The following is a 20,077-nucleotide window of genomic DNA, read 5'->3' on the forward strand; positions in this document are numbered from 1 at the left end:
ATAATGCACCATAGATGTGCGAAAATGCTGGATCAAGGTACCATCGACTGGGACGACTTTCGCTTCGTGCTGGCCATCGTGCGGGGCGGCTCGGTGTCGGCTGCGGCAAAACAGCTGGGGGTCGACCATGCCACGGTGATCCGCCGCGTCGACCGGCTGGAGAAGCACCTCTCGGCCAAGCTGTTTGACCGGCGCAAGACCGGCTACCTCCTCACCGAGGCCGGCCAACGCGTCGCCGACAGCGCCGAAGCCATGGAATCCACCATCGTCGCCAACCAGGAGCAGGTCGGTGGCTCGGTCGCGCGGCTGACCGGAACGGTGCGGATCGGCGCACCCGACGGGTTCGGCACCGCCTTCCTGGCGCCGCGGCTGGCGCCGTTCGCGGACCGCTATCCCGATCTGGATCTGCAACTTGTGGCAACCGCGCGGCTGTTCAGCCTCTCCAAGCGCGAGGCCGATATCGCCATCAGCCTGACCATGCCGAAGGAAGGTCGCATCGTCGGGCGCAAGCTGCTCGACTATCGCCTTGGACTCTATGCGGCCCCCGCCTATCTCGACCGCTTCCCAAAAATCGCCTCGCGGCAGGACCTGACGCAGCACCGCTTCGTCGGCTATATCGAGGAACTCTTGTTCACGCCGGAGCTCGATTATCTGCCGCAGGTGTCGCCGCGGATCTCGGCGCGCTTTCGCAGCGCCAATCTGATCGCGCAGCTCAACGCCACGCTCTCAGGCTTCGGCATCGCCGTCCTGCCCCACTTCATGGCGAGCGATTATCCGCAGTTGGTGGCCGTGCTGCCGGAGGAGATTTCGATCACGCGGACATTCTGGATGCTGATGCACGCCGACAGCAAGGACCTGGCGCGGATCAGGGCCGTGGCGGATTACATTTCGGAGATTGTCGAGCGCGAGCGGGCGTTGTTTGCAGGGCGGTAGCACCGCTGCCGTAGGGTGGGTTTAGCCGAAGGCGTGACCCACCTCTTCTGTCTCCGCGGACAGACACAGTGGTGGGTTACGCCAAGCGAATGCGCTTCGCGCAATCGCATGGCTAACCCACCCTACGGCACCTCGCCTAGTTCTGCTTCGCCTTCTTCGCCGCCGCCCCCTTCGGCTCACGCTTCGCTCCCTCGAGCGCGTGGTCCCGACCCGCCTTCAGCACCTCGTCGGACAATTCGCTCGAGCCGGCAATGCGCGCCAGCAGCATGGTACCGGCCATCGTCGCCAGCGTCGCGATCGCCTGCTTGCGGGCTGCCTTGCGCGGCGCGTTCGGAATGTAGTCGGTCATCAGCTCGATCATCTCGTCGAGCTTGCCGGCGAAGGCCTTTCTGGTCTTCGGGCTCTCACGAGCGATCTCGGCGCCGAGCGAAGGGATCGAACAGCCGTGGCCGGGATTGTCGCGGTGCAGCGCCGAGAGATAGGCCTCGGCGATCAGCGCCAGCCGCTTCTCCGGCGAGGCCTCGCCGGTGAGCTTGCGCCAGTGTTCCATCGAACGGTCCATGGCGTAGGCAAAGGCTTCGATCACCAGCGCCTCACGGGAGTCGAAATGCGCGTAAAAGCCGCCGTGGGTCAGGCCCGCCTCCTTCATGAGGTCGGCGACGCCGATGCCATGGGCACCCTTCTCCCGCAGCCGCACCGAGGCCTTCTTCACGATGCGGTCGTGGGTTTCCTGCTTGTGTTCCCGGGAATAGCGCATGCGGAGCTCATTGGATGTCGGAGATCATCTCATAACATGCAAATGACGAAATGGGTGCATTAATTCATGTTAAGTTGCTTCCGATCATGGAGAACGTTGCAGTTGCGTGCACCGCGAGGGCCCCCTTGCCGTCCCGGACGAAGCCTTCGGTATAGCTGGTCTGGCGCCCGAGCTTGATGATCTTGCCCTCGGCCGAGATCAGCCCCGAGCGAACCGACAGCGGGCGCAGATAGGTCAGCTTCAGATCGAGGGTCACCGAGCTTTGTCCGGCCTCGAGTCGGGTCGAGATGGCACATCCCATGGCCGTATCGAGCAGCGCCGCGGCGGTCGCACCATGCAGAAGACCGATGGTGTTTTCCAGATCCTCCCGCGGCTCCAGTTCCATGACGATCCGGCCCGGCTCGACCACGGCCATGATAAACCCGATCAGCTTTGCGAAGGGCGGCGGCGGCAGCCGGCCGTCACGGATGCCCAGCATGGCTTCCATGCCCGACAGACCCATGGCCACCGTGGCGACCGGCGCAGGCACCTGCCAGTCCACCACGCGTTCGCGCCGCTGCTCCGGCGAAAACAGGTCGAGTCGATCATTACCGGTCATGACAGCCTCTTTAGATGATATTCATCATACTATGCCACGGACTTCACGCTGGCAACTCCGCTGCCCTGCCCGCTTGACAAGCCGGGGGTTTCGGCCCGGAAGTGATCCCGACCGGCGCACCTTGCGCATGTCCACGAAACCTCGAGACTCCACGATGGAAATGCTCAACAACCACTGCGGCGTGACGCGCGATGCGCGCGGCGTCGTTCACGTCGCCATCTGCAACGCCGGCCCGCTCAACATTCTCGGCTCGCCGGTGACCGACGCCGTGCGCGAGGGCCTGCAGCAGCTAAGCTCCGACCGCAGCATCCGCGTCGTGGTGCTGCGCGGCCAGAGCGAGAAGAGCCTGATCGGGGGGGCCGACATCAAGGAGATGGCCGGGCTCGACCAGAGATCCGCGGAAGCCTTCATCAGCCGCCTGCGCGATCTCTGCGAGGCGGTGCGCCAGTTCCCGGCTCCGGTCATCGCACGCATGCCGGGGTGGTGCCTGGGCGGCGGGCTCGAAGTGGCAGCGGCCTGCGACTTCCGCATCGCCGCGCACGACGCCCATTTCGGCATGCCCGAGGTGCGCGTCGGCATCCCCTCGGTGATTCACGCCGCGCTGTTGCCGCGCCTGATCGGCTGGGCCCGCGCGCGCTGGCTGGTGATGACGGCGGAGAACATAGATGCAGCCACTGCGCTCGCCTGGGGGCTGATCGACAAGGTCGCGCCGGAGGGCGGGCTGGATGCGGAGATCGAGCACCTGGTGAAGGCCTTGCTCGAATGCGGCCCCGAGGCGCTGCGGTCGCAGAAGGCGCTGCTGCGGCAGTGGGAAGAGCTGCCGCTGACCGAGTCGGTGAATTTGAGCGTGAAAGTGTTCGGCGAGTCGTTCCTGACGGATGAGCCAACGCGGTTGATGGGCGCGTTTGTGAACCGGAAGCGGTAAACGCTTCGATACCGGTGTCATGCCCCGCGAAGGCGGGGCATCCAGTACGCCGCGCCTTCTCGGTTCTAACCGCGTCGTCTCTGGAATACTGGATCACCCGCCTTCGCGGGTGATGACAGTGTACGGTCGATTGGTACCTCCCCGATCGAACGATCAAATCTCATCCGCCCACGACATTTTCTCATCCCTGCCGCGGTTGCAATTTTTGCGCCGCATCATATGATGACCGTCATCTTACCTATATTGCCAGGGAGCTCCATCATGGCCGAAGCCGCCGATCCCGTCGTCATCGTCTCCGCCGCACGTACCCCGCTCGGCCGCTTCATGGGCGAATTGTCGCCGCTCCCCGCGCACAAGCTCGGCTCACACGTGATCGGTGCGGCGCTGGAACGCGTCAGGCTTGCGCCCGAGAAGGTCGACGAGGTCTTCATGGGCTGCGTGCTGCCGGCCGGTCAGGGCCAGGCGCCGGCGCGGCAGGCGGCACGGAGCGCCGGACTACCGGACGCCACCGGTGCCACCACCGTCAACAAGGTCTGCGGTTCCGGCATGAAAGCGACGATGCTGGCGCACGACATCATCCGCGCCGGCTCGGCCGACATCGTCGTCTCCGGCGGCATGGAGAGCATGAGCAATGCGCCCTACCTGCTGGCCAAGGCGCGCGGCGGCTATCGCGTCGGCCATGACCGCATCATCGACCACATGATGATGGACGGCCTGGAGGACGCCTACGAGACCGGCCGGTCCATGGGCGATTTCGGCGAGGCCACGGCGGAGGCTTACCAGTTCACTCGCAAGGACCAGGACGCCTATGCGATGGAGACGCTGAGCCGCGCCCGCAAGGCCGTCGAGGGCGGCGCATTCAAGGCCGAGATCGCGCCGATCACGCTGACCGAAAAGGCCGGACCGCGCGTGATCGCCAACGACGAGCATCCGCTGAAGGTCGACCCCGCCAAGATCCCCGGATTGAAACCGGCATTCCGCGCCAACGGCACGATCACGCCGGCCGCCTCCTCCGCCAATGCCGACGGCGCCGCCGCGCTGGTTCTGACCAAGCGCTCGCTTGCCGATCGGGGCGGCCTGCCCGTTCTCGCCGAAATCAAGGGCCACGCCACCCACAGCCAGGAGCCGCAATGGTTCACCACGGCGCCGATCCCGGCGATTCGCAAGCTGCTCGACAAGGTCGGCTGGGCTGCGTCCGATGTCGACCTGTTCGAGATCAACGAGGCCTTCGCCGTGGTGGCGATGGCGGCGCAGCGCGATCTCGGCATTCCCCGCGAGAAGCTCAACATCAACGGCGGCGCCTGCGCGCTGGGCCACCCGATCGGCGCCACAGGGGCGCGGCTGATCGTGACGCTGCTGCATGCGCTCGAGGCCAACAACCTCAAGCGCGGCATTGCGGCACTGTGCATCGGCGGCGGCGAAGCGACCGCCATTGCGGTGGAACGCTCGGCCCGCTGACCGCCAATGTCCGAAATTGAGGGAAGTCTGGCATTTTAGACTTTCCTTGTCTGTGCCAGATTGCAACGATGATGCGGGTCTCTCTGGGGCCCGCCAACCAAATTGAGGCCCAATGATCTCGAACTGGCTCGCGGCAGCACTGTCCCGCCGCAACATCCATTACGGTTGGGTGATGGTCGGCGTGACATTTCTCGCCGCGCTGATCAGCGCCGGCACGGTGGGCGCGCCCGGCGTGTTCATCGTGCCCCTGCAGAAGGAGTTCGGCTGGAGCACGGCGGAGATTTCCTCCGCGTTGTCGATCCGCTTCATCCTGTTCGGGCTGATGGCGCCGTTCGCGGCCGCCCTGCTCAACCGCTATGGCCTGCGCAACGTCACGCTGGCCGCCCAGCTGATCGTGGTCTCGGCGCTCGTGCTCTCGCTCGGCATGACCGAGGTCTGGCAGCTCATTGCTCTCTGGGGCGTGGTGATCGGGATCGGCACCGGCATGACGGCCTTGGTGCTCGGCGCGACCATCGCCACGCGCTGGTTCGCGGCAAGGCGCGGCCTCGTCGTCGGCATCATGACCGCGAGCGTCGCGACCGGCCAGCTCGTGTTCCTGCCGCTGCTCGCAAGCCTCACCGAACGTTTCGGCTGGCGGCTCGCGCTCGGCTTCGTCTGCATCATGCTCGGCGTTTCCGCCCTGGCGGTGCTGCTCGCGATGCGCGACCGCCCCAGCGACGTCGGGCTGCGGCCGTTCGGCGACGAAGGCACCGAGCCGCTGCCCGCGCCGCCGGTCAGCCACGGCTCGATTACGGGCGTTGCGCTCGGCACGTTGCGCGACGCCTCGACATCGACGGCGTTCTGGATCCTGTTCGCGACCTTCTTCGTCTGCGGCGCCTCCACCAACGGCCTCGTGCAAGTGCACCTGATCCCGATGTGCCTCGATTTCGGCATCCCGCAGGTGCAGGCGGCGAGCCTGCTCGCCGCGATGGGCATCTTCGATTTCTTCGGCACGATCATGTCGGGCTGGCTGTCGGACCGTTACGACAACCGCTGGCTCCTGTTCTGGTACTACGGCCTGCGCGGGCTCTCGCTGATCTTCCTGCCGTTCAGCGATTTCTCGTTCTACGGCCTCTCGGTCTTCGCAATGTTCTATGGTCTCGACTGGATCGCAACGGTGCCGCCGACGGTGCGGCTCACTGCGCAAAAGTTCGGGCCCGAGCGCGCCAATCTGGTGTTCGGCTGGATCTTCGCCGGCCATCAGCTCGGCGCCGGCACCGCGGCGTTCGGCGCAGGCTTCTCGCGCACGGTCTACCAGAGCTACCTGCCCGCCTTCTTCATCGCCGGTGCGCTCTGCGTGTTCGCGGCTTTGATCGTGCTGGCGCTGTCGCGGCAGCCGAAACTGCAGCCGGCGACGGCCTGAAGCCGGCTGACGACCCGATCGTGATGGTGACGCCGGACCCGGCGGCGTCACCATCCGCAAGACGCGCTCGGCCACATTCCCGTTAGACTCCTCGCGCCAAACGTGGACAATGCCCTCTGCACGTCACCGTGCGCAGTGCACACCAAGATGCGCCAGAGGAAACAAATGCCGGCTGCCTTCCCGTCGTCCCCACCCGCCATCCCAACCGCCCCCTTGACCGCCGAGATGCGCGATGCGGTGCGCGCGATCGTCGGCGAGAAGGGCCTGATCGAGGACGAGCACGGCAAGCACCCGTTCGTGACGGATTGGCGGGGATTGCTGGTCGGCAGCGCCGACGCCGTCGTTCGTCCCGGGAGCACCGAGGAGGTCTCGAAAGTGGTCCGGCTCTGCCATGAGCACGGCGTCGCGATCGTGCCGCAGGGCGGCAACACCGGCCTGATGGGCGGGGCGACGCCCTGGCCTGCGCACACCGGCATCGTGCTGTCGCTCGGCCGCATGAACCGCGTGCTGGAGGTCGATCCCGTCGGCTATTCGATGACGGTCGAGGCCGGTTGCGTGTTGCAGACGCTTCAGGAGACCGCAAGCCAGCACGACCGCTTCCTGCCGCTCAGCCTCGGTGCTCAGGGCTCCTGCATGATCGGCGGCAATCTCTCCACCAACGCCGGCGGCGTGCAGGTGCTGCGCTACGGCAATGCCCGCAATCTCGTGCTGGGGCTCGAGGTCGTTCTGCCGAGCGGCGAGGTCTGGGACGGATTGCGCGCGCTCAAGAAGGACAACACCGGCTACGACCTCAAGCACCTGTTCATGGGCGCCGAGGGAACGCTGGGCGTCATCACCAAGGCCGTGCTCAAGCTGTGGCCGGCGCCCAAGGACGTCTGCACGGCGTGGCTGGCGGTCCGCGATCCCCGCGCGGCGCTGGAAATCCTGTCCGAGGCGCACGCGGCATCCGAGGACAATGTCGGCTCCTGCGAGCTGCTCAGCCGGGCCGCCATTGACCTTTCCCTGCGCCACATTCCCGGCACGCAGGATCCGCTGAAGGCGGACACGCCCTGGTATCTGCTGCTGGAATGGTCGTCGGCGCGCCCGCGCCAGGACGGAACCGAGGGCATGTCCGGCAAGATGGAGCAGTTTCTCGCCGATCAACTCGAAGCCGGCCGCGTGCTGGATGCGACGATCGCGCACACATTCGCTCAATCGCGCAACATGTGGCGCATCCGAGAAGCCATGGCGGAGGCCTCCCGCGCCGAAGGACCGGGGATCAGTTTCGACGTGTCGGTTGCGATCTCCAGGATTCCGGAGTTCATCGACAAGGGCCTCAGGGCCGTGCTCGACATTCTCCCGACCATCCGGCCCTATCCGCTCGGGCACATCGGCGACGGCAATTTGCACTTTTCGTTCATGGGGCCGAAGGGCATGGACCAGCAGACGCTGAACCAATACACGGCCGCCATCACGCGGGCCGTGAACGATCTCGTCACCTCCATGGGCGGCTCGATCTCGGCGGAGCACGGCATCGGGATCGACAAGCTCGACGAGCTCAGCCACTACCGCTCCAAGACCGAGCTCGACATCATGCGCACCATCAAACGCGCGCTCGATCCTGAGAACATCATGAATCCCGGCAAGGTGCTCCGGCTGTGATCGACTGCGAGCCCGGCGCCAACAATTTGTTCAGCGTTGGCGGGTCGCAAAGATGTTGCGACCCGCCCGCGATTCCTGGAATGCTATCCGCTGTCCTCAAGCCACCGAGCCGCCGCGCGGATTGACAACCGTATACCCTCGCAATGAGCGCGCGTGGATTCGCGTCGTGCGCCCGCCCGAGTTGGCGTCATAGGCCATCCAGACGTCGCCTCCGAGGTGCTGCTCAAGGACGAAAACGTGTCCTCGTCGCGCAGCAACCATTCCCGGTGCGGGTGATGTCCTGGGAAAGCGGAGCCAGTTGGACGCAAGATTCAATTCCGGCACGATGCGGCCGAACACGCGCAGAGCCGCGCCGCAGCCGCAGAACGAGGAAGGGCAACCGGCCGGACGGCCGCCGACGACGCGAGCGCCGTGAGCACCGGAGACCGTCGCCGGCGTGGTCGTGCCCCCAGCATCAGTCACTGTCAGTTGTGCGGAGCGGTACGCTTGCAGCGTGGGGCTGGAAACCGGCGAAGATCTGGAAGCTAGTGAGGGCCTGGAAGCCCGCTCGCGTCGCGTCTGCGAAAACGAGAAGTCGCAGGGCATGGTGACGTTGCATTCAGGAGCTTGATGAGTTCGGTAAGGGCGCGCTTCCGAAGCGACAGAACCCAAGGCAACGAAGACGCACGCAGAAAATACTCGCTTGAACATTGCAGGACTCCAAATGAGAGACCCTGCCCCGGGCAACGAGAAACCAATAACAGTTTGGCTGAAATGGGCCTAAACAGCGGCTGAAAGTGGTTGCGCTTGCGCGCAACAACTGCAAGATTTCATAGCCTACACGTAGCGCTGGAGATGATTAACTCGCAGCGCACGAATGCTCGATCGGCGCGTCAAGCTCGCGGCACGCAACCAATTCGGATCAATGCTACGGCCGGATCGTCATGTTCTCCGGCGGCCCCACTTTGCGTAGCGGCTCGGCGAGGCGGGCGAACTCGCACAACAGCGAGCGCGTCTTCCTGGGATCAATGATCTCCTCGACCCAGAATTTTTCGGCCGAGCGGAACGGCGAGCGGAGCTTGTTGAGGCGCTCCTCGATCTCCTTCAGCTTGGCCGACTTGTCCTCGGCGGCGTCGATGTCGGCGCGGTAGGCGGCTTCGATGCCGCCTTCGAGCGGGAGCGAGCCCCAATAGGCCGACGGCCAGGCGTAGCGGATCGAGAAGCGGTCGGCCGGCTGATGCACGACACCGGCGACACCGAAGGCGTTGCGCAGGATCACGGTGCACCAGGGCACGGTGGTCTGGTTCACCGCCGCCATGGCGCGCACGCCGTGGCGGATGGTGGCCGCCTTCTCGGCATCGAGACCGATCATGAAGCCCGGGCAGTCCATGAGATAGACCACCGGCAGGTGGAAGGTCTCGGCGAAGTCGACCCAGCGCACCACCTTCTGGCAGGCATCCGCGGTCCAGGAGCCGCCATAGTGAAAGCTGTCGCTGGCGAGCAGCAGCACCGCCCGGCCCTCGAGCCGCGCGAGACCGACGATGATTGGCTTGCCGAAATTCTTCGCGACCTCGAAGAACGAGCCCTTGTCGACGACGGACTCGATGATGGGCCGCATCTTGTAGACCTGCTTGCGATTGCGCGGCACCGCGTTCATCAGCGCTTCGTTGCCACGCTCGGGGTTGTCGGTGCAGGGCAAGGTCGGCGGCAGCTCGTAGACGGAAGACGGCAGGTAGGAAAGAAAGCGCCGCGCGCAGGCGAACGCTTCTTCTTCCGTGTCGACGGCGTGATCGACCGCGCCGGCGCGGGTCTGGATGTCGGCGCCGCCGAGCTCCTCCTTGGTAAGATCCTGCCCCAGCGCCTTCACCACCGGCGGGCCTGCGACGAACATCGCGGACTTCCGGGTCATGATGGAATAGTGGCTGGCGGCAAGACGCGCGGCCCCCAAGCCCGCCACCGAGCCGAGGCCGAGCGCGACCACCGGCACGCGCGAGAGGTTCTCCGTCGTGAAGCGATACCAGCGCGTGCCGCCAATGCCGCCAGGCAGATTGGCCGCGCCCTTGGTCTCGATGGTCTTGACCGAGCCGCCGCCGCCGGAGCCCTCGATGATGCGGACGATGGGCAGGCGGAAATCGTGCGCCATCTCCTCCGCCATGAGCGGCTTGGCCGAGATCGACGCATCCGCCGAGCCGCCGCGCACGGTGAAATCGTCACCGACCACGACCAACGTGCGGCCGTCGACGCGCGCGCGGCCGAACACGCAATTGGCCGGCGTGAGCTTCTTCAGATCGCCGCTGGAATCGTACTCGCCGATGCCGGAGACGGCACCGATCTCGTGAAAGCTGCCTTTGTCGATCAGCTTGTCGATACGCTCCCGAACAGTCAGCCGGCCCTGGTCATGCTGTCGCTTGACCTTGTCAACGCCGCCCATCTCCCGCGCGAAGGCTTCGCGCCGGGCGAGCTCGTCGAGTTCCGGCTTCCAGTTCATTCACTCCCTCCGAATGGATCGGCTTGTTATTGTTGTGCACGGCCATGGCGACCGGCTTACGCGAGATACGGTTGTTGAAGGCGTCGCCTTCCGCCCCTTCCATCAGGCTGCCGAGCGAGCGGCCAAGCTGGAGCATCAGCGGCGCGACTTCGTCGTGCAGACGCTGCTCGTCATACATCGCCGACAGAAGGCCGATCGTGATGACGACGAAGGTCTGGTATTGCGGCGACCAGATCGGCACCGCGAGGCCGTTGATGTGCGGGCTCCAGAGGCCGCAGGCCACGACATAGCCGCGCTCGCGCAGCATCTGCCGGTTGGCCTCGATGCGGGGCTTGAGAATCTTGGCAGCCTCGGGGGCTTCGCGCTCCATGTCTGCGACGAAGGCATCGCCGACTTCCGGCGCCAGGGCCGCGGTGTAGGCCGCGCCTGCGGCGGTCGAGGCCATCGAGATGCGGCTGCCGGTACCCTCGTGCAAGCCGAGCGCGGTCGGCGAACGCGCGAATTGGAGATAGACGAGATGGAAGCGGTCGGGGACGACGAATCCGACCGTGCCCGGCAACTGCTCGGCGACTTCCTGCAGCCGCTGGCGAATCATGCTGCGCAGCTGCGCGCCCTTCATCATCGATGCGCTCATCGCCACCGCGCTCGGGCCGATGCGATACTTCTGATCGCGCGGGAGATACACGAGCTGACCCATGCGGGTCAGCGTGTGCGTGAGCCGCGATACCGTCGAGCGCGGCAGACCGCAGCGATTTGAAATCTCGAGATTGCCGAGTCGCGCCTCGTGGCCCTCGAAGCATCGCAACACGTCGAACGCGCGCGACACCACCTGGATCACATCACCCTCACCGGCTTCACCAGCGAGCGCACCTTGCCTGCTCAACCGCTCCGAACGTCGTCCCATGATCCCTACCGTTATGTTCCGCTCTGCGGAATTAAATTCCACTTGCAGACGACGCTACCTCAGGCATTTTGCGACGACAACAAAAAGGCGATGGCATGCCAGAAATTAAGATCGTCACGGAGGTCGCGGGACGCATCTGCGCAACTCCCGTGCAAGTTGGAGGAACCGTCGCGGATGGCGATGACGTTGTGGTGGTCGAAGCGATGAAGATGGAGATCCCGGTGCCCTCGCCCGCGAACGGAACGATCACATCGCTTCTGGTCAAGGTCGACGACGTCGTTGCCGAGGGACAGGCGATCGCGATCGTCGCGAGTTAAACACGTTGTCCGTTCGTTTCCGCGACAATCTGTCAGTCGCATTCCTGCGTGCGCGGTGCGGCGTTGCCATCGCTTGATCGCGGTGACATGATCGGTTTCAAACAAAACGTTGTTTCAAACAAAGAACGAAAATCCTCGCGCCAAAGCGAGGATCATTGGAGGGAAACATGCTTCGTGGGCTGCTCGTGCTCGCACCTGCCTTGGTGGCGGGCATTTCTTTTGCGTCTACACGCTATTCGTTTGCCGAAGACACCAAGCTGCCGGCGACATTGACGTTCACCGCCTATGACACCGGCACCGCCGGCTTCAACATCGCGGTCGGCGTCGGCAAGATGATGAAGGACAAATACGGCACCGACGTGCGTGTGCTGCCCGCAGGCAACGACGTTGCTCGCCTCGCGCCGCTGCGCGCCAAGCGCGCGGCTTCCGCGGCGATGGGATCGGGCACCTATTTCGCGCAGGAAGGCGTGTTCGAGTTCGGCTCGAAGGAATGGGGGCCGCAGCCGCTGCAGATCCTGCTCTCGTCCGTCGACTGCAATTGCGGCTCGCTCGCGGTCGCCGCCGACACCGGCGTGAAGGAGCTGAAGGACCTCAAGGGCAAGCGCGTCGGCTTCGTGGTCGGCTCGCCTGCGCTGAACCAGAACTCGCTCGCGGTGCTCGCCTTCGCCGGGCTGACCAAGAACGACGTCAAGGCCGTCGAGTTCGCGAGCTACGGGGCGATGTGGAAGGGCCTGATCAACAACGACGTCGATGCCGCCTTCGGCACCACCATCACCGGTCCGGCCAAGGAGGCCGAGACCTCGCCGCGCGGGCTGATCTGGCCGCCGCTGCCCGCCAAGGACAAGGAAGGCTGGGCGCGGATGCAGAAGGTCGGCTCGTTCTTCTTCCCGCAGCTTGCCACCTGCGGCGCCGGCATCTCGCCGGAGAAGCCGGTCGAGCTTGGCAATTATCCCTACCCGATCTTCGTCGCCTATGCCTCGCAATCGGCCGACCAGGTCTACGCCATCACCAAGGCGATGATCGTCAACTACGACGCCTACAAGGATTCCGCGCCCGGCGCCGGCGGGCTCGCGGCCGACCGCCAGACCAAGAACTGGGTGGTGCCGGTGCATCCCGGTGCGGTGAAAGCGCTGAAGGAAGCCGGACAATGGAGCGATGCGCAGGAGGCGCACAACAACCAGCTGATCAAGCGCCAGGAAGTGCTCGGCGCAGCCTGGACCGAATACGGCAAGTCCAATCCGCCGTCGGACGACAAGGCGTTCCTCGACGGCTGGATGAAGGCCCGCGCCGCGGCGCTGGCGAAAGCCGGCATGCCGAATGGGTTCGAGGAATAGAGCGAGATGCTGTCGGGCTTGATCGCTGCCCCGCGAGAAGTGCGCTCCTTCTCCCGCGTGCGAGAGAGGGTTGGGGAAAGGGTGTCTCCACGGTGGGATTCCTCCAGAGGAGAAAGCCCTCACCCGGCGCTGCGCGCCAACCTCTCCCGCACGCGGGAGAGGTTGAGGAGCCTGCGGCGCGACCGCTTCAACCAACAATCGTTCGCCTAGTCGCGACTTTGCAGCCCACGTCCGGGATCGATCATGTCTGCTTCAATCTCCAGTGGCCCCCAGGACGAAGCCAGGCGCGTCGAATTCGCAGATCCGCATCTCGGCGCCGCCGCTGACTTGCAGGAGGCGGAGGTCACGCGCGTGCGCACCCTGAAGGGCGCGTGGCGCTGGGTGCTGATGGCGGCCACGGCGGCCACCATTCTGTTGTGTGTGAACCAGCAATTCTCGCTGCGGTTCTTCATCGACTACACCCAGCTCAACACCGAATATTTCTATCTGTTGATCGCGTTGATGCTGCCGTTCACCTTCCTGATCTTTCCGGGGTCGGACAAGGCGCCGCTCGACCGCATCCCCTGGCATGACCTTGCGCTGTTCGCGGCGACCTTCGGCTCGGCGATCTGGCTGATGCTCAATATCCGCAAGGCGGCGCAGCTCGGCTGGGAGTTCGACGGCGCGCCCACCAACGTCATCGCGGCCGGGCTCGTGATGTGGTTCGTGCTGATGGAGGCGCTGCGGCGCACCGGCGGCTGGAGCCTGCTGCTCAGCGTGCTGCCCTTCACGCTCTATCCGCTGTTTGCGGATTCGAGCTGGCTCGGGCCGTTCCGCGGCACGCAATCGACGCTGCAGCAGACGACCTCCTATCACATGCTCTCCGGCGAGAGCCTGCTCGGCATTCCCATTCAGGCCTTCGCCGACACCGTGATCGGCTTTTTGGTGTTCGGCACCGCGCTGATGATGACGGGCGCCGGAAAATTCTTCATCAATATCGCGTTCGCGATGTGCGGCACCTTCCGCGGCGGCGCGGCAAAGGTCTGTGTGTTCGCATCCGGCCTGCTCGGCACCGTCGGCGGCAGCATCGTCTCCAACGTGCTGACCGCCGGCACGATGACGATCCCCGCGATGAAGAAGACCGGCTTCACGCCGTCCTATTCCGGCGCGATCGAGGCCTGTGCCTCGACCGGCGCGGTGCTGGCGCCACCGGTGCTGGGCGCCACGGCTTTCGTCATGGCGCAGTTCATGAACACAGGCTATGCCGACGTCGCGCTCGCCGCGACCATTCCCTCGATCCTCTATTATGTCGGCCTGTTCGCGCAGGTCGACGCCTATGCCGCCCGCCACAAGCTGAAGGGCCTGCCGCGCGCCGAGCTGCCGCGGTTCTGGGATGCGTTCAAGGAGGGCTGGTACTATCTCTTCGTGATCGTCGTGCTCGTGGTGATGCTGCTCTACTTCAAGCGCGAGAGCCATGCGCCGTTCTATGCCTCCGTGCTGCTGGTGATCCTGCACCAATGGTCGGGTCCGGCGCGCTGGAAGCTCGGAAACACGCTCGTCCTCGCCGGCTCGATCGCGGCGACGGCCGCAATGTTCTGGTATGGCGTGCTCAACGCTGCGCTGTGGGGCATGTGCCTGCTGGCGGCGCTGAACGAATTCTTCCCCGGCAAGAATTGGGGCGGCGCGCGCTGGTTGCAATTCCTCGAGCTCAACGGCAAGACGTTCGTCGAGCTGATCGCGATCCTCGCCGGCTGCGGCCTGTTGATCGGCGCCTTCTCGCTGACCGGTGTGATCTCGAGCCTTGCCAACGATTTGCTCAGCATCGCGGGCGGCGATGCCTTCCTGCTGCTGATCATGTGCGCAATCACCAGCCTGATCCTCGGGCTCGGGCTGACCACGACCTCCTGCTACATCTTCCTCGCCATCCTGGTCGCGCCCGCACTGGAGAAGCTCGGGCTGAACAAGATGGCGGTGCACATGTTCATCTTCTACTGGGGCATGCTGTCCTCGATCACCCCGCCGGTGGCGATCGCCTCTTTCGCCGCGGCCGGCATCGCCGGTGCGCCGGCGATGAAGACGGGCTGGGAGAGCATGTGGGTGGGCAGCATCATCTACTTCATCCCGTTCTTCTTCGTGCTCAACCCGGCGCTGCTGCTCCAGGGCAGCAATCCTTATCTGGAGGCGCTTGGACTCACGGGACTTGCCTGTTTCGGCATCCTCTTCATCTGCGGCGGCATCCAAGGCTACCAGTCCTTCGTCGGCGACTTGCGCCGCGCCGGGATGCTGGAATGGCCGATCCGCGTGCTGCTGGTGATCGGCGGCTTCGTGGTCGCCACCCCCGGCGGCGGCATCATGCCGTTGTCGCAGATGCAAGTGACGCTGCTCGGCCTTGCCATCCTCGTGCCCACGGTTTTGGTCGCCCTGCTGCTAGTTCGCCGGCAGGCCATGGTGCCGGACGGGTTGCGCGCACCTTGATTGCGTTGCACAAGAGGGGCGATGACATCGCCTCTAGCCTCCGCCTGGACCCGCTCGAAACCGCCTTTGCTGCGGTTTCTGAACACATGCCTCAATGAATTTTCGGCTGAAACGTCAGGCCATGTGGCCGACTACATCCCCCAACTGAGCAAGGCCGATCCTGCCTATTTCGGCATCAGCCTGGCGACGCTGGACGGCCATGTCTATGAAGTCGGCGACAGCCGGGTGCCCTTCACCATCCAGTCGATGTCGAAGCCCTTCGTGTTCGCGCTGGCGCTGGACCTGCTCGGCGCCGGCAAGGTCGAAGGCGCGATCGGCGTCGAGCCCTCCGGCGATCCCTTCAACTCGATCCGGCTGAATTCCGAGAACCATCCGTTCAATCCGATGGTCAATGCCGGCGCGATCGCCTGCACCGGGCTGATCTACGACAGCAAGGGTACCGACGCTTTCGAGCAGATCCGCCTTGCGCTCAGCCGTTTTGCGGGACGCGATCTCTCTGTCGACGAAGCGGTCTATGCTTCCGAAAGCCAGACCGGCGACCGTAACCGCGCCATCGGCTATCTGCTCAAGACCAACGCGGTGATCTCGGACAATGTCGCGGGCGTGCTCGACGTCTATTTCCGCCAATGCGCCGTGCTGGTGACCGCGCGCGACATCGCGGTGATGGCGGCGACGCTCGCCAATCGCGGCATCAATCCCGTCACCGGCGAGCAGGTGCTGAGCGCTTACGCGATCTCGCGTACCCTTTCCGTGATGACGTCCTCGGGCATGTACGACTATGCCGGCGAATGGATCTACCGCATCGGCATCCCCGCCAAGAGCGGCGTCGGCGGCGGCATCCTGGCTGCGCTCCCTGCCCGCCTCGGCCTCGGCAGCTATTCACCAAAGCTCGACAAGCACGGCAACAGCGTGCGCGGCATCAAGGTCTGCGAGGCGCTGTCCTCGCATTACGACCTGCACATGCTCAACCGCAGCGACGACGCGCGCAACGCCGTCATCGCGGACTACGATATCGGCAGGAGCCCCTCTCGCCGCGTGCGCCGCCCGCAGGAGCGCGAGATCCTGGCGGCCCACGAGCAGGAGGTCCGGATCATCGAGCTGGTCGGCACGCTGTCGCTGTCGGCGGTCGATTACGTCTCGCGCCGGCTTGCCGGACGACCGCGGCCGCAATTCGTGATCTTCGATCTTCACCGCGTGACCTCAACTACACGCGCCGGCGCACGGCTGGTGGCCGAAGCGTTCGAGGAGCTTGCCGCACTGAACGTGACCGTCGTGCTGTCAGGCGTCCGGCGCGCCTCCAAGGAATGGAACAGCTTGCGGGAATGGACCGCCGAACTGAAGAACGTCCGCGACTTCTATTTGCTCGACACGGCGATCGAATGGGCCGAAGACCAGATCGTCTATCGCTACGGCGGCTCGATCGATTTTCACGAGACCACCGAGCTTGCCGAGCAGCCCCTGTTGAGCGGGCTGAGCGAGGAAGAGCTGACCGATCTCGCCTCGCTCTGCACCATCAGGACCTATCAATCCGGCGCGAAGATTCTCACGGCCGGCGAACCCGCCGACGCCCTTTACTTCCTGCGCAGCGGCGCCGTGCATGTCACGCTGCCCGACGGCGTCAGGCTGGCGACGCTCACCGCCGGCATGGCGTTCGGCGAGATGGCGCTGCTGGAGCAGACCCGCTCCGCCGACGTGTTCGCCGACATGGCCGCGACGGCATGCGAGGTGCCGCTGAAGGATTTCGAGCGCTTCCGCAAGCAGCACCCCCGCGCCAGCGAATGTATCATGCGCAACCTGGCCCAGCTCCTGGCCGACCGCCTGATCGTCGCCAACGCCAAGGTGGATATTCTGACCTCGACGTAATGAACGCCGACGTTGCTCCCCAAGAAGTCGTCATGCCCGGGCTTGTCCCGGGCATCCACGTTCTTCGTACCGCTTGGCAAGACGTGGATGGCCGGGACAAGCCCGGCCATGACGCCGGAGTTCCCAGCTCACGCTTACCGGCTCGCGGCTTCGCTGATACGTCGCTTGATCTTGGCGGCACTGGCATCGAGCAGCGCCGATGGCTGCTGGCCGGTGGCGGCGCACAGGCAGGCCCAATAGTAGACGACATCGCCGAGCTCTTCGACGAGACCCGCCTTGTCGAGCCAATCGTCACGCAAGAGCTTCTTGATGTGCTCGGCGACTTCGCCCGCCTCACCGGCAAGGCCGAGGCCGAGGTAGGACAGCCGCTCGTTGGACGGATGCTCTTCGACTTTGGCAATGGTTGCGGCCCAGGCCGCATATTCATCGATCGTCATCGGCATTCCCCGCCGCTTGCGTCGATTCAGCCCACCACTTCGGTGACGGGCTGAAGATCGATCTCGAAGGTCTCCAGGAACTTTGACGTCATGATGTAGAAGCCGACCGAGAGCTGGAGCTCGACCAGCGCGGCTGGCGTCAGCTTCGATGCGATCGCCCTGAAGGTCGCATCCGTCGGTTTCTTCAGATTCACGATCTCGTCGGTGAAGGCGAGCGCGGCGCGCTGCACCTCGTTGAAGCAGGATGCTGCCTGCCAGTTCTCGAGCGCCTCGTTCTGCTCGTCGGTGACGCCGACATTCTTGCCGATGCGCTTGTGCGCGACGATCTCATAGGGTGCCTCGCACAGGATGCCGGTGCGGGTGATCGCAAGCTCGCGCACGATCGGATCGAGCTCGCCCTTGTGGCGGATGGCGCCGCCGAGGCGGCAATATTGCTCAAAGTAGCTCGGCGAATGCGCCATCATCCGGAAGATGTTGGCATGACGGTTCTTGTCGAGGATTTCGCGGGTGCGGTCGGATGCCTTGGACGGGTCGCTGTACTGAATGCGGGCCATGATTTTCCTGAAGTTTTCCCTGATCTTTTGATGCTTCTTGTCGCCACCGGCGCAGGTTTCCGCAGACTCTATTCGCGGGTGGACGCAGGAGCAACATCATCGAGTCAAATTGCCGCCGCATTGCTGATCGACCCTGACACAGTCGATATTCGCCGCGTGGGGACAAATCGCGGCGGATACTCGCAAGGGGTGTTCCGAGTAAAAACAATTGGCCGTCGTGTGCGCTAACCGCGCAACGATGAGTCACGCCCAAGTCTAGGGAGAAAACGGCATGAAGGAAGCCACCAAGGGGGCGGCCTCGGGAGCGCTCGCGCATATGCTGGCGGTGACGGCGATGCTCGTCATCGCCAGCATCTTGTTCTACGGGCGTTAGTTCGCGTTTTAAGAGTTTTCGTCATTCCGGGGTGGCTCTCCCGGGACCGCGCAACGCGCGGCCCTAGCAAGCCAAGCCCAGAATACCCGTTCCAGGCTCGGTCGTATGACCGCCCTCGAATGACGAATCCCACTATTTTTGTTTGGCGAAGAACGGCACCAGCCTGCCGGCAAAGGGCTTGAAGCACGCAACGACCGAATCGCCGATGGCGAGGTCGTTCTCGCCATGGGCCATCATGCGAAAACCCTCGGCGCAATCGACCAACAGGATATTGTAAGGCACGTGCGCGCGCATTTCCGGCGTTGCCGCGCGGCAGACCAGCGAGGTCGCGTACACCCTGCCCTTGCCGCTGGCGCGCGCCTCGCGCGGGTCCGATTCGCCACAAGCCGCGCAGAAGGCGCGGTGGAAATACTGTACATGCCCGCATGAGCTACAGGTCTGGTAGGTGATGGCCTCTTCGCCCGTGGTCCAGTCCGCCAGACGCTCGCTCATCGCACCCGCTCCAGGAACATGCTCACGTGAGACGACAGCACGCCGCCGTCGCCATGCAGCAGCGCGATCGAGGCATCGCGCACCTGGCGGGTCGCCGCCCGCCCCGTCATCTGCAAATGCGCCTCGACCAGGTGCGCCATGGCGCCGCCGACGCCACAATGGCCGTAACTGAGCAGGCCGCCATGGGTGTTCAGCGGCATCGCGCCGTCGCGGCCGAAATGGCCGGCGCGCACGCGCGCGGCCGCCTCGCCGCGGCCGGCGAGCCCGAGGTCTTCCAGCAGCATCGCGAGCGTGATCGTAAAGCTGTCGTAGATCGCGGCATAGCGCACGTCGGAAATCGCCAGACCCGTGGCCTGCTTCGCGCGGGCGATGGAGATCTCGGCGCCGAGCTCGCTGAGGACGGGCGCTGCCGTGACATGCTGATGCGTGTGCGCCTGGGCGCAGCCGCGGATGTGCACGCCCGCTTCCCCCGTCCGCTCGCGGCTGACGACGAAGGCCGCGCCGCCGTCGGAGACCGGGCAGCAATCGAGCAGCTTGAGCGGCAGCGCCACCGGTTTCGAGGCCATGACGTCGGCGACCGTGATGGGATCGTGGAATTGCGCGCCGGGATGGCTGCAGGCGTGCCCGCGCATCAGCACCGCGAACTCCGCGAGGTCTTCTTCGGTCACGCCGTATTCGTGCATGTAGCGCGTGGCGACCAGGCCGTAATAGGCCGGGATGGTCGGTCCCAGCGGCACCTCGTAGTCGGGATGACCAACCTGCGCCAGCGCCTGGATCGAGGCATCGCGGCTCTGCCCGGTGAGCCGGTTCTCGCCGGCGACGACGAGCACGTGTTTTGCGACGCCTGCTTCCACGAGATGATGGGCGAGCATGGTCATGGCGAGGCCGGTGGCGCCACCGACCTGCACGGCGTGGGCGTAGGACGGGCGGATGCCAAAATGCTCGGCGAAGACGGTGGCGAGCATGATGTGCGGAGAGACGGTGGAATAGCCGCAGAGGATGCCGTCGATGTCGGTACGCTTGAGGCCGGCATCGTCGAGCGCAAGTTGGGCGGCCTTGCTCATCAGGTCCAGCGAGGAGGAGCCCTCGTGCTTACCGAAAGATGTGAGGCCGACGCCGGTGATGAAGCTCATGGCGGGCTTTCTCCTCTGTCATTCCGGGGCGCGCC

At 64.9% G+C, this 20,077-nt stretch carries 17 protein-coding genes; 9 read left to right on the forward strand and 8 right to left on the reverse strand.

Features of this window, described 5'->3' with window-relative positions:
• Nucleotides 1-24 precede the first annotated feature (24 nt).
• The gene (locus ACNJYA_RS22270; RefSeq protein ID WP_172786346.1) at nucleotides 25-933 is read left to right on the forward strand and encodes a LysR family transcriptional regulator; all 909 of its coding nucleotides are present in this window, start codon (nucleotides 25-27) and stop codon (nucleotides 931-933) included.
• A 136-nt stretch (nucleotides 934-1,069) separates the two neighbouring features.
• On the opposite strand, the gene ACNJYA_RS22275 is transcribed toward ACNJYA_RS22270, so the two are convergent.
• A complete protein-coding gene (locus ACNJYA_RS22275; RefSeq protein WP_172786345.1) occupies nucleotides 1,070-1,690 on the reverse strand; it encodes a TetR/AcrR family transcriptional regulator in 621 nt (206 codons plus the stop codon).
• A gap of 64 nt (nucleotides 1,691-1,754) precedes the next feature.
• A complete protein-coding gene (locus ACNJYA_RS22280) occupies nucleotides 1,755-2,288 on the reverse strand; it encodes a PaaI family thioesterase (protein ID WP_439400755.1) in 534 nt (177 codons plus the stop codon).
• Nucleotides 2,289-2,442: 154 nt separating this feature from the next.
• On the opposite strand from ACNJYA_RS22280, the gene ACNJYA_RS22285 reads away from it, so the two are divergent.
• From ACNJYA_RS22285 to ACNJYA_RS22300, 4 genes are all read left to right on the forward strand, one after another.
• On the forward strand, nucleotides 2,443-3,213 hold the full coding sequence (locus ACNJYA_RS22285; protein WP_212257455.1) for an enoyl-CoA hydratase: 771 nt from the start codon (nucleotides 2,443-2,445) through the stop codon (nucleotides 3,211-3,213).
• Between the two features lie 261 nt (nucleotides 3,214-3,474).
• Complete coding sequence (locus tag ACNJYA_RS22290; RefSeq protein WP_212257454.1) at nucleotides 3,475-4,671, forward strand: acetyl-CoA C-acyltransferase; 1,197 nt, start codon at nucleotides 3,475-3,477, stop codon at nucleotides 4,669-4,671.
• A gap of 112 nt (nucleotides 4,672-4,783) precedes the next feature.
• Nucleotides 4,784-6,073 (forward strand): MFS transporter, encoded by a 1,290-nt coding sequence (locus ACNJYA_RS22295; RefSeq protein ID WP_212257453.1) that lies wholly within the window; start codon nucleotides 4,784-4,786, stop codon nucleotides 6,071-6,073.
• Between the two features lie 165 nt (nucleotides 6,074-6,238).
• The gene (locus ACNJYA_RS22300; RefSeq protein WP_439400756.1) at nucleotides 6,239-7,714 is read left to right on the forward strand and encodes an FAD-binding oxidoreductase; all 1,476 of its coding nucleotides are present in this window, start codon (nucleotides 6,239-6,241) and stop codon (nucleotides 7,712-7,714) included.
• Nucleotides 7,715-8,621: 907 nt separating this feature from the next.
• Here ACNJYA_RS22300 and ACNJYA_RS22305 read toward each other — a convergent pair.
• Together ACNJYA_RS22305 and ACNJYA_RS22310 are read right to left on the reverse strand one after the other, a co-directional pair.
• Nucleotides 8,622-10,181 carry an acyl-CoA carboxylase subunit beta gene (locus tag ACNJYA_RS22305; protein ID WP_212257451.1) on the reverse strand — a complete coding sequence of 520 codons (1,560 nt, stop codon included), beginning with the start codon at nucleotides 10,179-10,181 and terminating at the stop codon, nucleotides 8,622-8,624.
• Nucleotides 10,111-11,085 carry an IclR family transcriptional regulator gene (locus tag ACNJYA_RS22310; RefSeq protein WP_172786337.1) on the reverse strand — a complete coding sequence of 325 codons (975 nt, stop codon included), beginning with the start codon at nucleotides 11,083-11,085 and terminating at the stop codon, nucleotides 10,111-10,113. The genes ACNJYA_RS22305 and ACNJYA_RS22310 overlap by 71 nt, the downstream gene beginning before the upstream one ends.
• 95 nt (nucleotides 11,086-11,180) lie before the next feature.
• Here ACNJYA_RS22310 and ACNJYA_RS22315 point away from each other — a divergent pair, with 95 nt between their 5' ends.
• From ACNJYA_RS22315 to glsA, 4 genes are all read left to right on the forward strand, one after another.
• Nucleotides 11,181-11,402 carry a biotin/lipoyl-containing protein gene (locus ACNJYA_RS22315; RefSeq protein WP_036001120.1) on the forward strand — a complete coding sequence of 74 codons (222 nt, stop codon included), beginning with the start codon at nucleotides 11,181-11,183 and terminating at the stop codon, nucleotides 11,400-11,402.
• A 167-nt stretch (nucleotides 11,403-11,569) separates the two neighbouring features.
• Nucleotides 11,570-12,736, forward strand: a complete 1,167-nt coding sequence (locus ACNJYA_RS22320) for a TAXI family TRAP transporter solute-binding subunit (RefSeq protein ID WP_212257450.1) — start codon at nucleotides 11,570-11,572, stop codon at nucleotides 12,734-12,736.
• A gap of 243 nt (nucleotides 12,737-12,979) precedes the next feature.
• A complete protein-coding gene (locus ACNJYA_RS22325) occupies nucleotides 12,980-15,190 on the forward strand; it encodes a TRAP transporter permease (protein WP_439363322.1) in 2,211 nt (736 codons plus the stop codon).
• 21 nt (nucleotides 15,191-15,211) lie between these two features.
• The gene (gene glsA, locus ACNJYA_RS22330; RefSeq protein WP_439363323.1) at nucleotides 15,212-17,053 is read left to right on the forward strand and encodes a glutaminase A; all 1,842 of its coding nucleotides are present in this window, start codon (nucleotides 15,212-15,214) and stop codon (nucleotides 17,051-17,053) included.
• Nucleotides 17,054-17,187: 134 nt separating this feature from the next.
• On the opposite strand, the gene ACNJYA_RS22335 is transcribed toward glsA, so the two are convergent.
• The 4 genes from ACNJYA_RS22335 to ACNJYA_RS22350 all read right to left on the reverse strand — a co-directional run bounded on the left by ACNJYA_RS22335 (nucleotide 17,188) and on the right by ACNJYA_RS22350 (nucleotide 20,042).
• On the reverse strand, nucleotides 17,188-17,490 hold the full coding sequence (locus ACNJYA_RS22335; protein WP_172786333.1) for a nucleoside triphosphate pyrophosphohydrolase family protein: 303 nt from the start codon (nucleotides 17,488-17,490) through the stop codon (nucleotides 17,188-17,190).
• Between the two features lie 26 nt (nucleotides 17,491-17,516).
• Nucleotides 17,517-18,044: a carboxymuconolactone decarboxylase family protein gene (locus ACNJYA_RS22340; RefSeq protein ID WP_172786332.1), complete on the reverse strand. Its 528-nt coding sequence runs from the start codon at nucleotides 18,042-18,044 to the stop codon at nucleotides 17,517-17,519.
• A gap of 505 nt (nucleotides 18,045-18,549) precedes the next feature.
• Nucleotides 18,550-18,909: a Zn-ribbon domain-containing OB-fold protein gene (locus ACNJYA_RS22345; RefSeq protein WP_439363324.1), complete on the reverse strand. Its 360-nt coding sequence runs from the start codon at nucleotides 18,907-18,909 to the stop codon at nucleotides 18,550-18,552.
• Nucleotides 18,906-20,042 carry a thiolase family protein gene (locus ACNJYA_RS22350; protein WP_439363325.1) on the reverse strand — a complete coding sequence of 379 codons (1,137 nt, stop codon included), beginning with the start codon at nucleotides 20,040-20,042 and terminating at the stop codon, nucleotides 18,906-18,908. Before ACNJYA_RS22350 ends, ACNJYA_RS22345 begins: the two co-directional genes overlap by 4 nt.
• Between the last annotated feature and the right edge of the window lie 35 nt (nucleotides 20,043-20,077).

Source organism: Bradyrhizobium sp. BLXBL-01 (assembly GCF_051853025.1).
Classification (GTDB): Bacteria; Pseudomonadota; Alphaproteobacteria; order Rhizobiales; family Xanthobacteraceae; genus Bradyrhizobium.

Coding starts and splice junctions, on each gene's coding strand:
- ACNJYA_RS22310 (WP_172786337.1), bottom strand. CDS start 11,085: ATGGGACGACGTTCGGAGCGGTTGAGCAGGCAAGGTGCGCTCGCTGGT.
- ACNJYA_RS22280 (WP_439400755.1), bottom strand. CDS start 2,288: ATGACCGGTAATGATCGACTCGACCTGTTTTCGCCGGAGCAGCGGCGC.
- ACNJYA_RS22295 (WP_212257453.1), top strand. CDS start 4,784: ATGATCTCGAACTGGCTCGCGGCAGCACTGTCCCGCCGCAACATCCAT.
- ACNJYA_RS22300 (WP_439400756.1), top strand. CDS start 6,239: ATGCCGGCTGCCTTCCCGTCGTCCCCACCCGCCATCCCAACCGCCCCC.
- ACNJYA_RS22270 (WP_172786346.1), top strand. CDS start 25: ATGCTGGATCAAGGTACCATCGACTGGGACGACTTTCGCTTCGTGCTG.
- ACNJYA_RS22325 (WP_439363322.1), top strand. CDS start 12,980: ATGTCTGCTTCAATCTCCAGTGGCCCCCAGGACGAAGCCAGGCGCGTC.
- glsA (WP_439363323.1), top strand. CDS start 15,212: ATGACATCGCCTCTAGCCTCCGCCTGGACCCGCTCGAAACCGCCTTTG.
- ACNJYA_RS22320 (WP_212257450.1), top strand. CDS start 11,570: ATGCTTCGTGGGCTGCTCGTGCTCGCACCTGCCTTGGTGGCGGGCATT.
- ACNJYA_RS22290 (WP_212257454.1), top strand. CDS start 3,475: ATGGCCGAAGCCGCCGATCCCGTCGTCATCGTCTCCGCCGCACGTACC.
- ACNJYA_RS22305 (WP_212257451.1), bottom strand. CDS start 10,181: ATGAACTGGAAGCCGGAACTCGACGAGCTCGCCCGGCGCGAAGCCTTC.
- ACNJYA_RS22345 (WP_439363324.1), bottom strand. CDS start 18,909: ATGAGCGAGCGTCTGGCGGACTGGACCACGGGCGAAGAGGCCATCACC.
- ACNJYA_RS22315 (WP_036001120.1), top strand. CDS start 11,181: ATGCCAGAAATTAAGATCGTCACGGAGGTCGCGGGACGCATCTGCGCA.
- ACNJYA_RS22275 (WP_172786345.1), bottom strand. CDS start 1,690: ATGCGCTATTCCCGGGAACACAAGCAGGAAACCCACGACCGCATCGTG.
- ACNJYA_RS22285 (WP_212257455.1), top strand. CDS start 2,443: ATGGAAATGCTCAACAACCACTGCGGCGTGACGCGCGATGCGCGCGGC.
- ACNJYA_RS22340 (WP_172786332.1), bottom strand. CDS start 18,044: ATGGCCCGCATTCAGTACAGCGACCCGTCCAAGGCATCCGACCGCACC.
- ACNJYA_RS22335 (WP_172786333.1), bottom strand. CDS start 17,490: ATGACGATCGATGAATATGCGGCCTGGGCCGCAACCATTGCCAAAGTC.
- ACNJYA_RS22350 (WP_439363325.1), bottom strand. CDS start 20,042: ATGAGCTTCATCACCGGCGTCGGCCTCACATCTTTCGGTAAGCACGAG.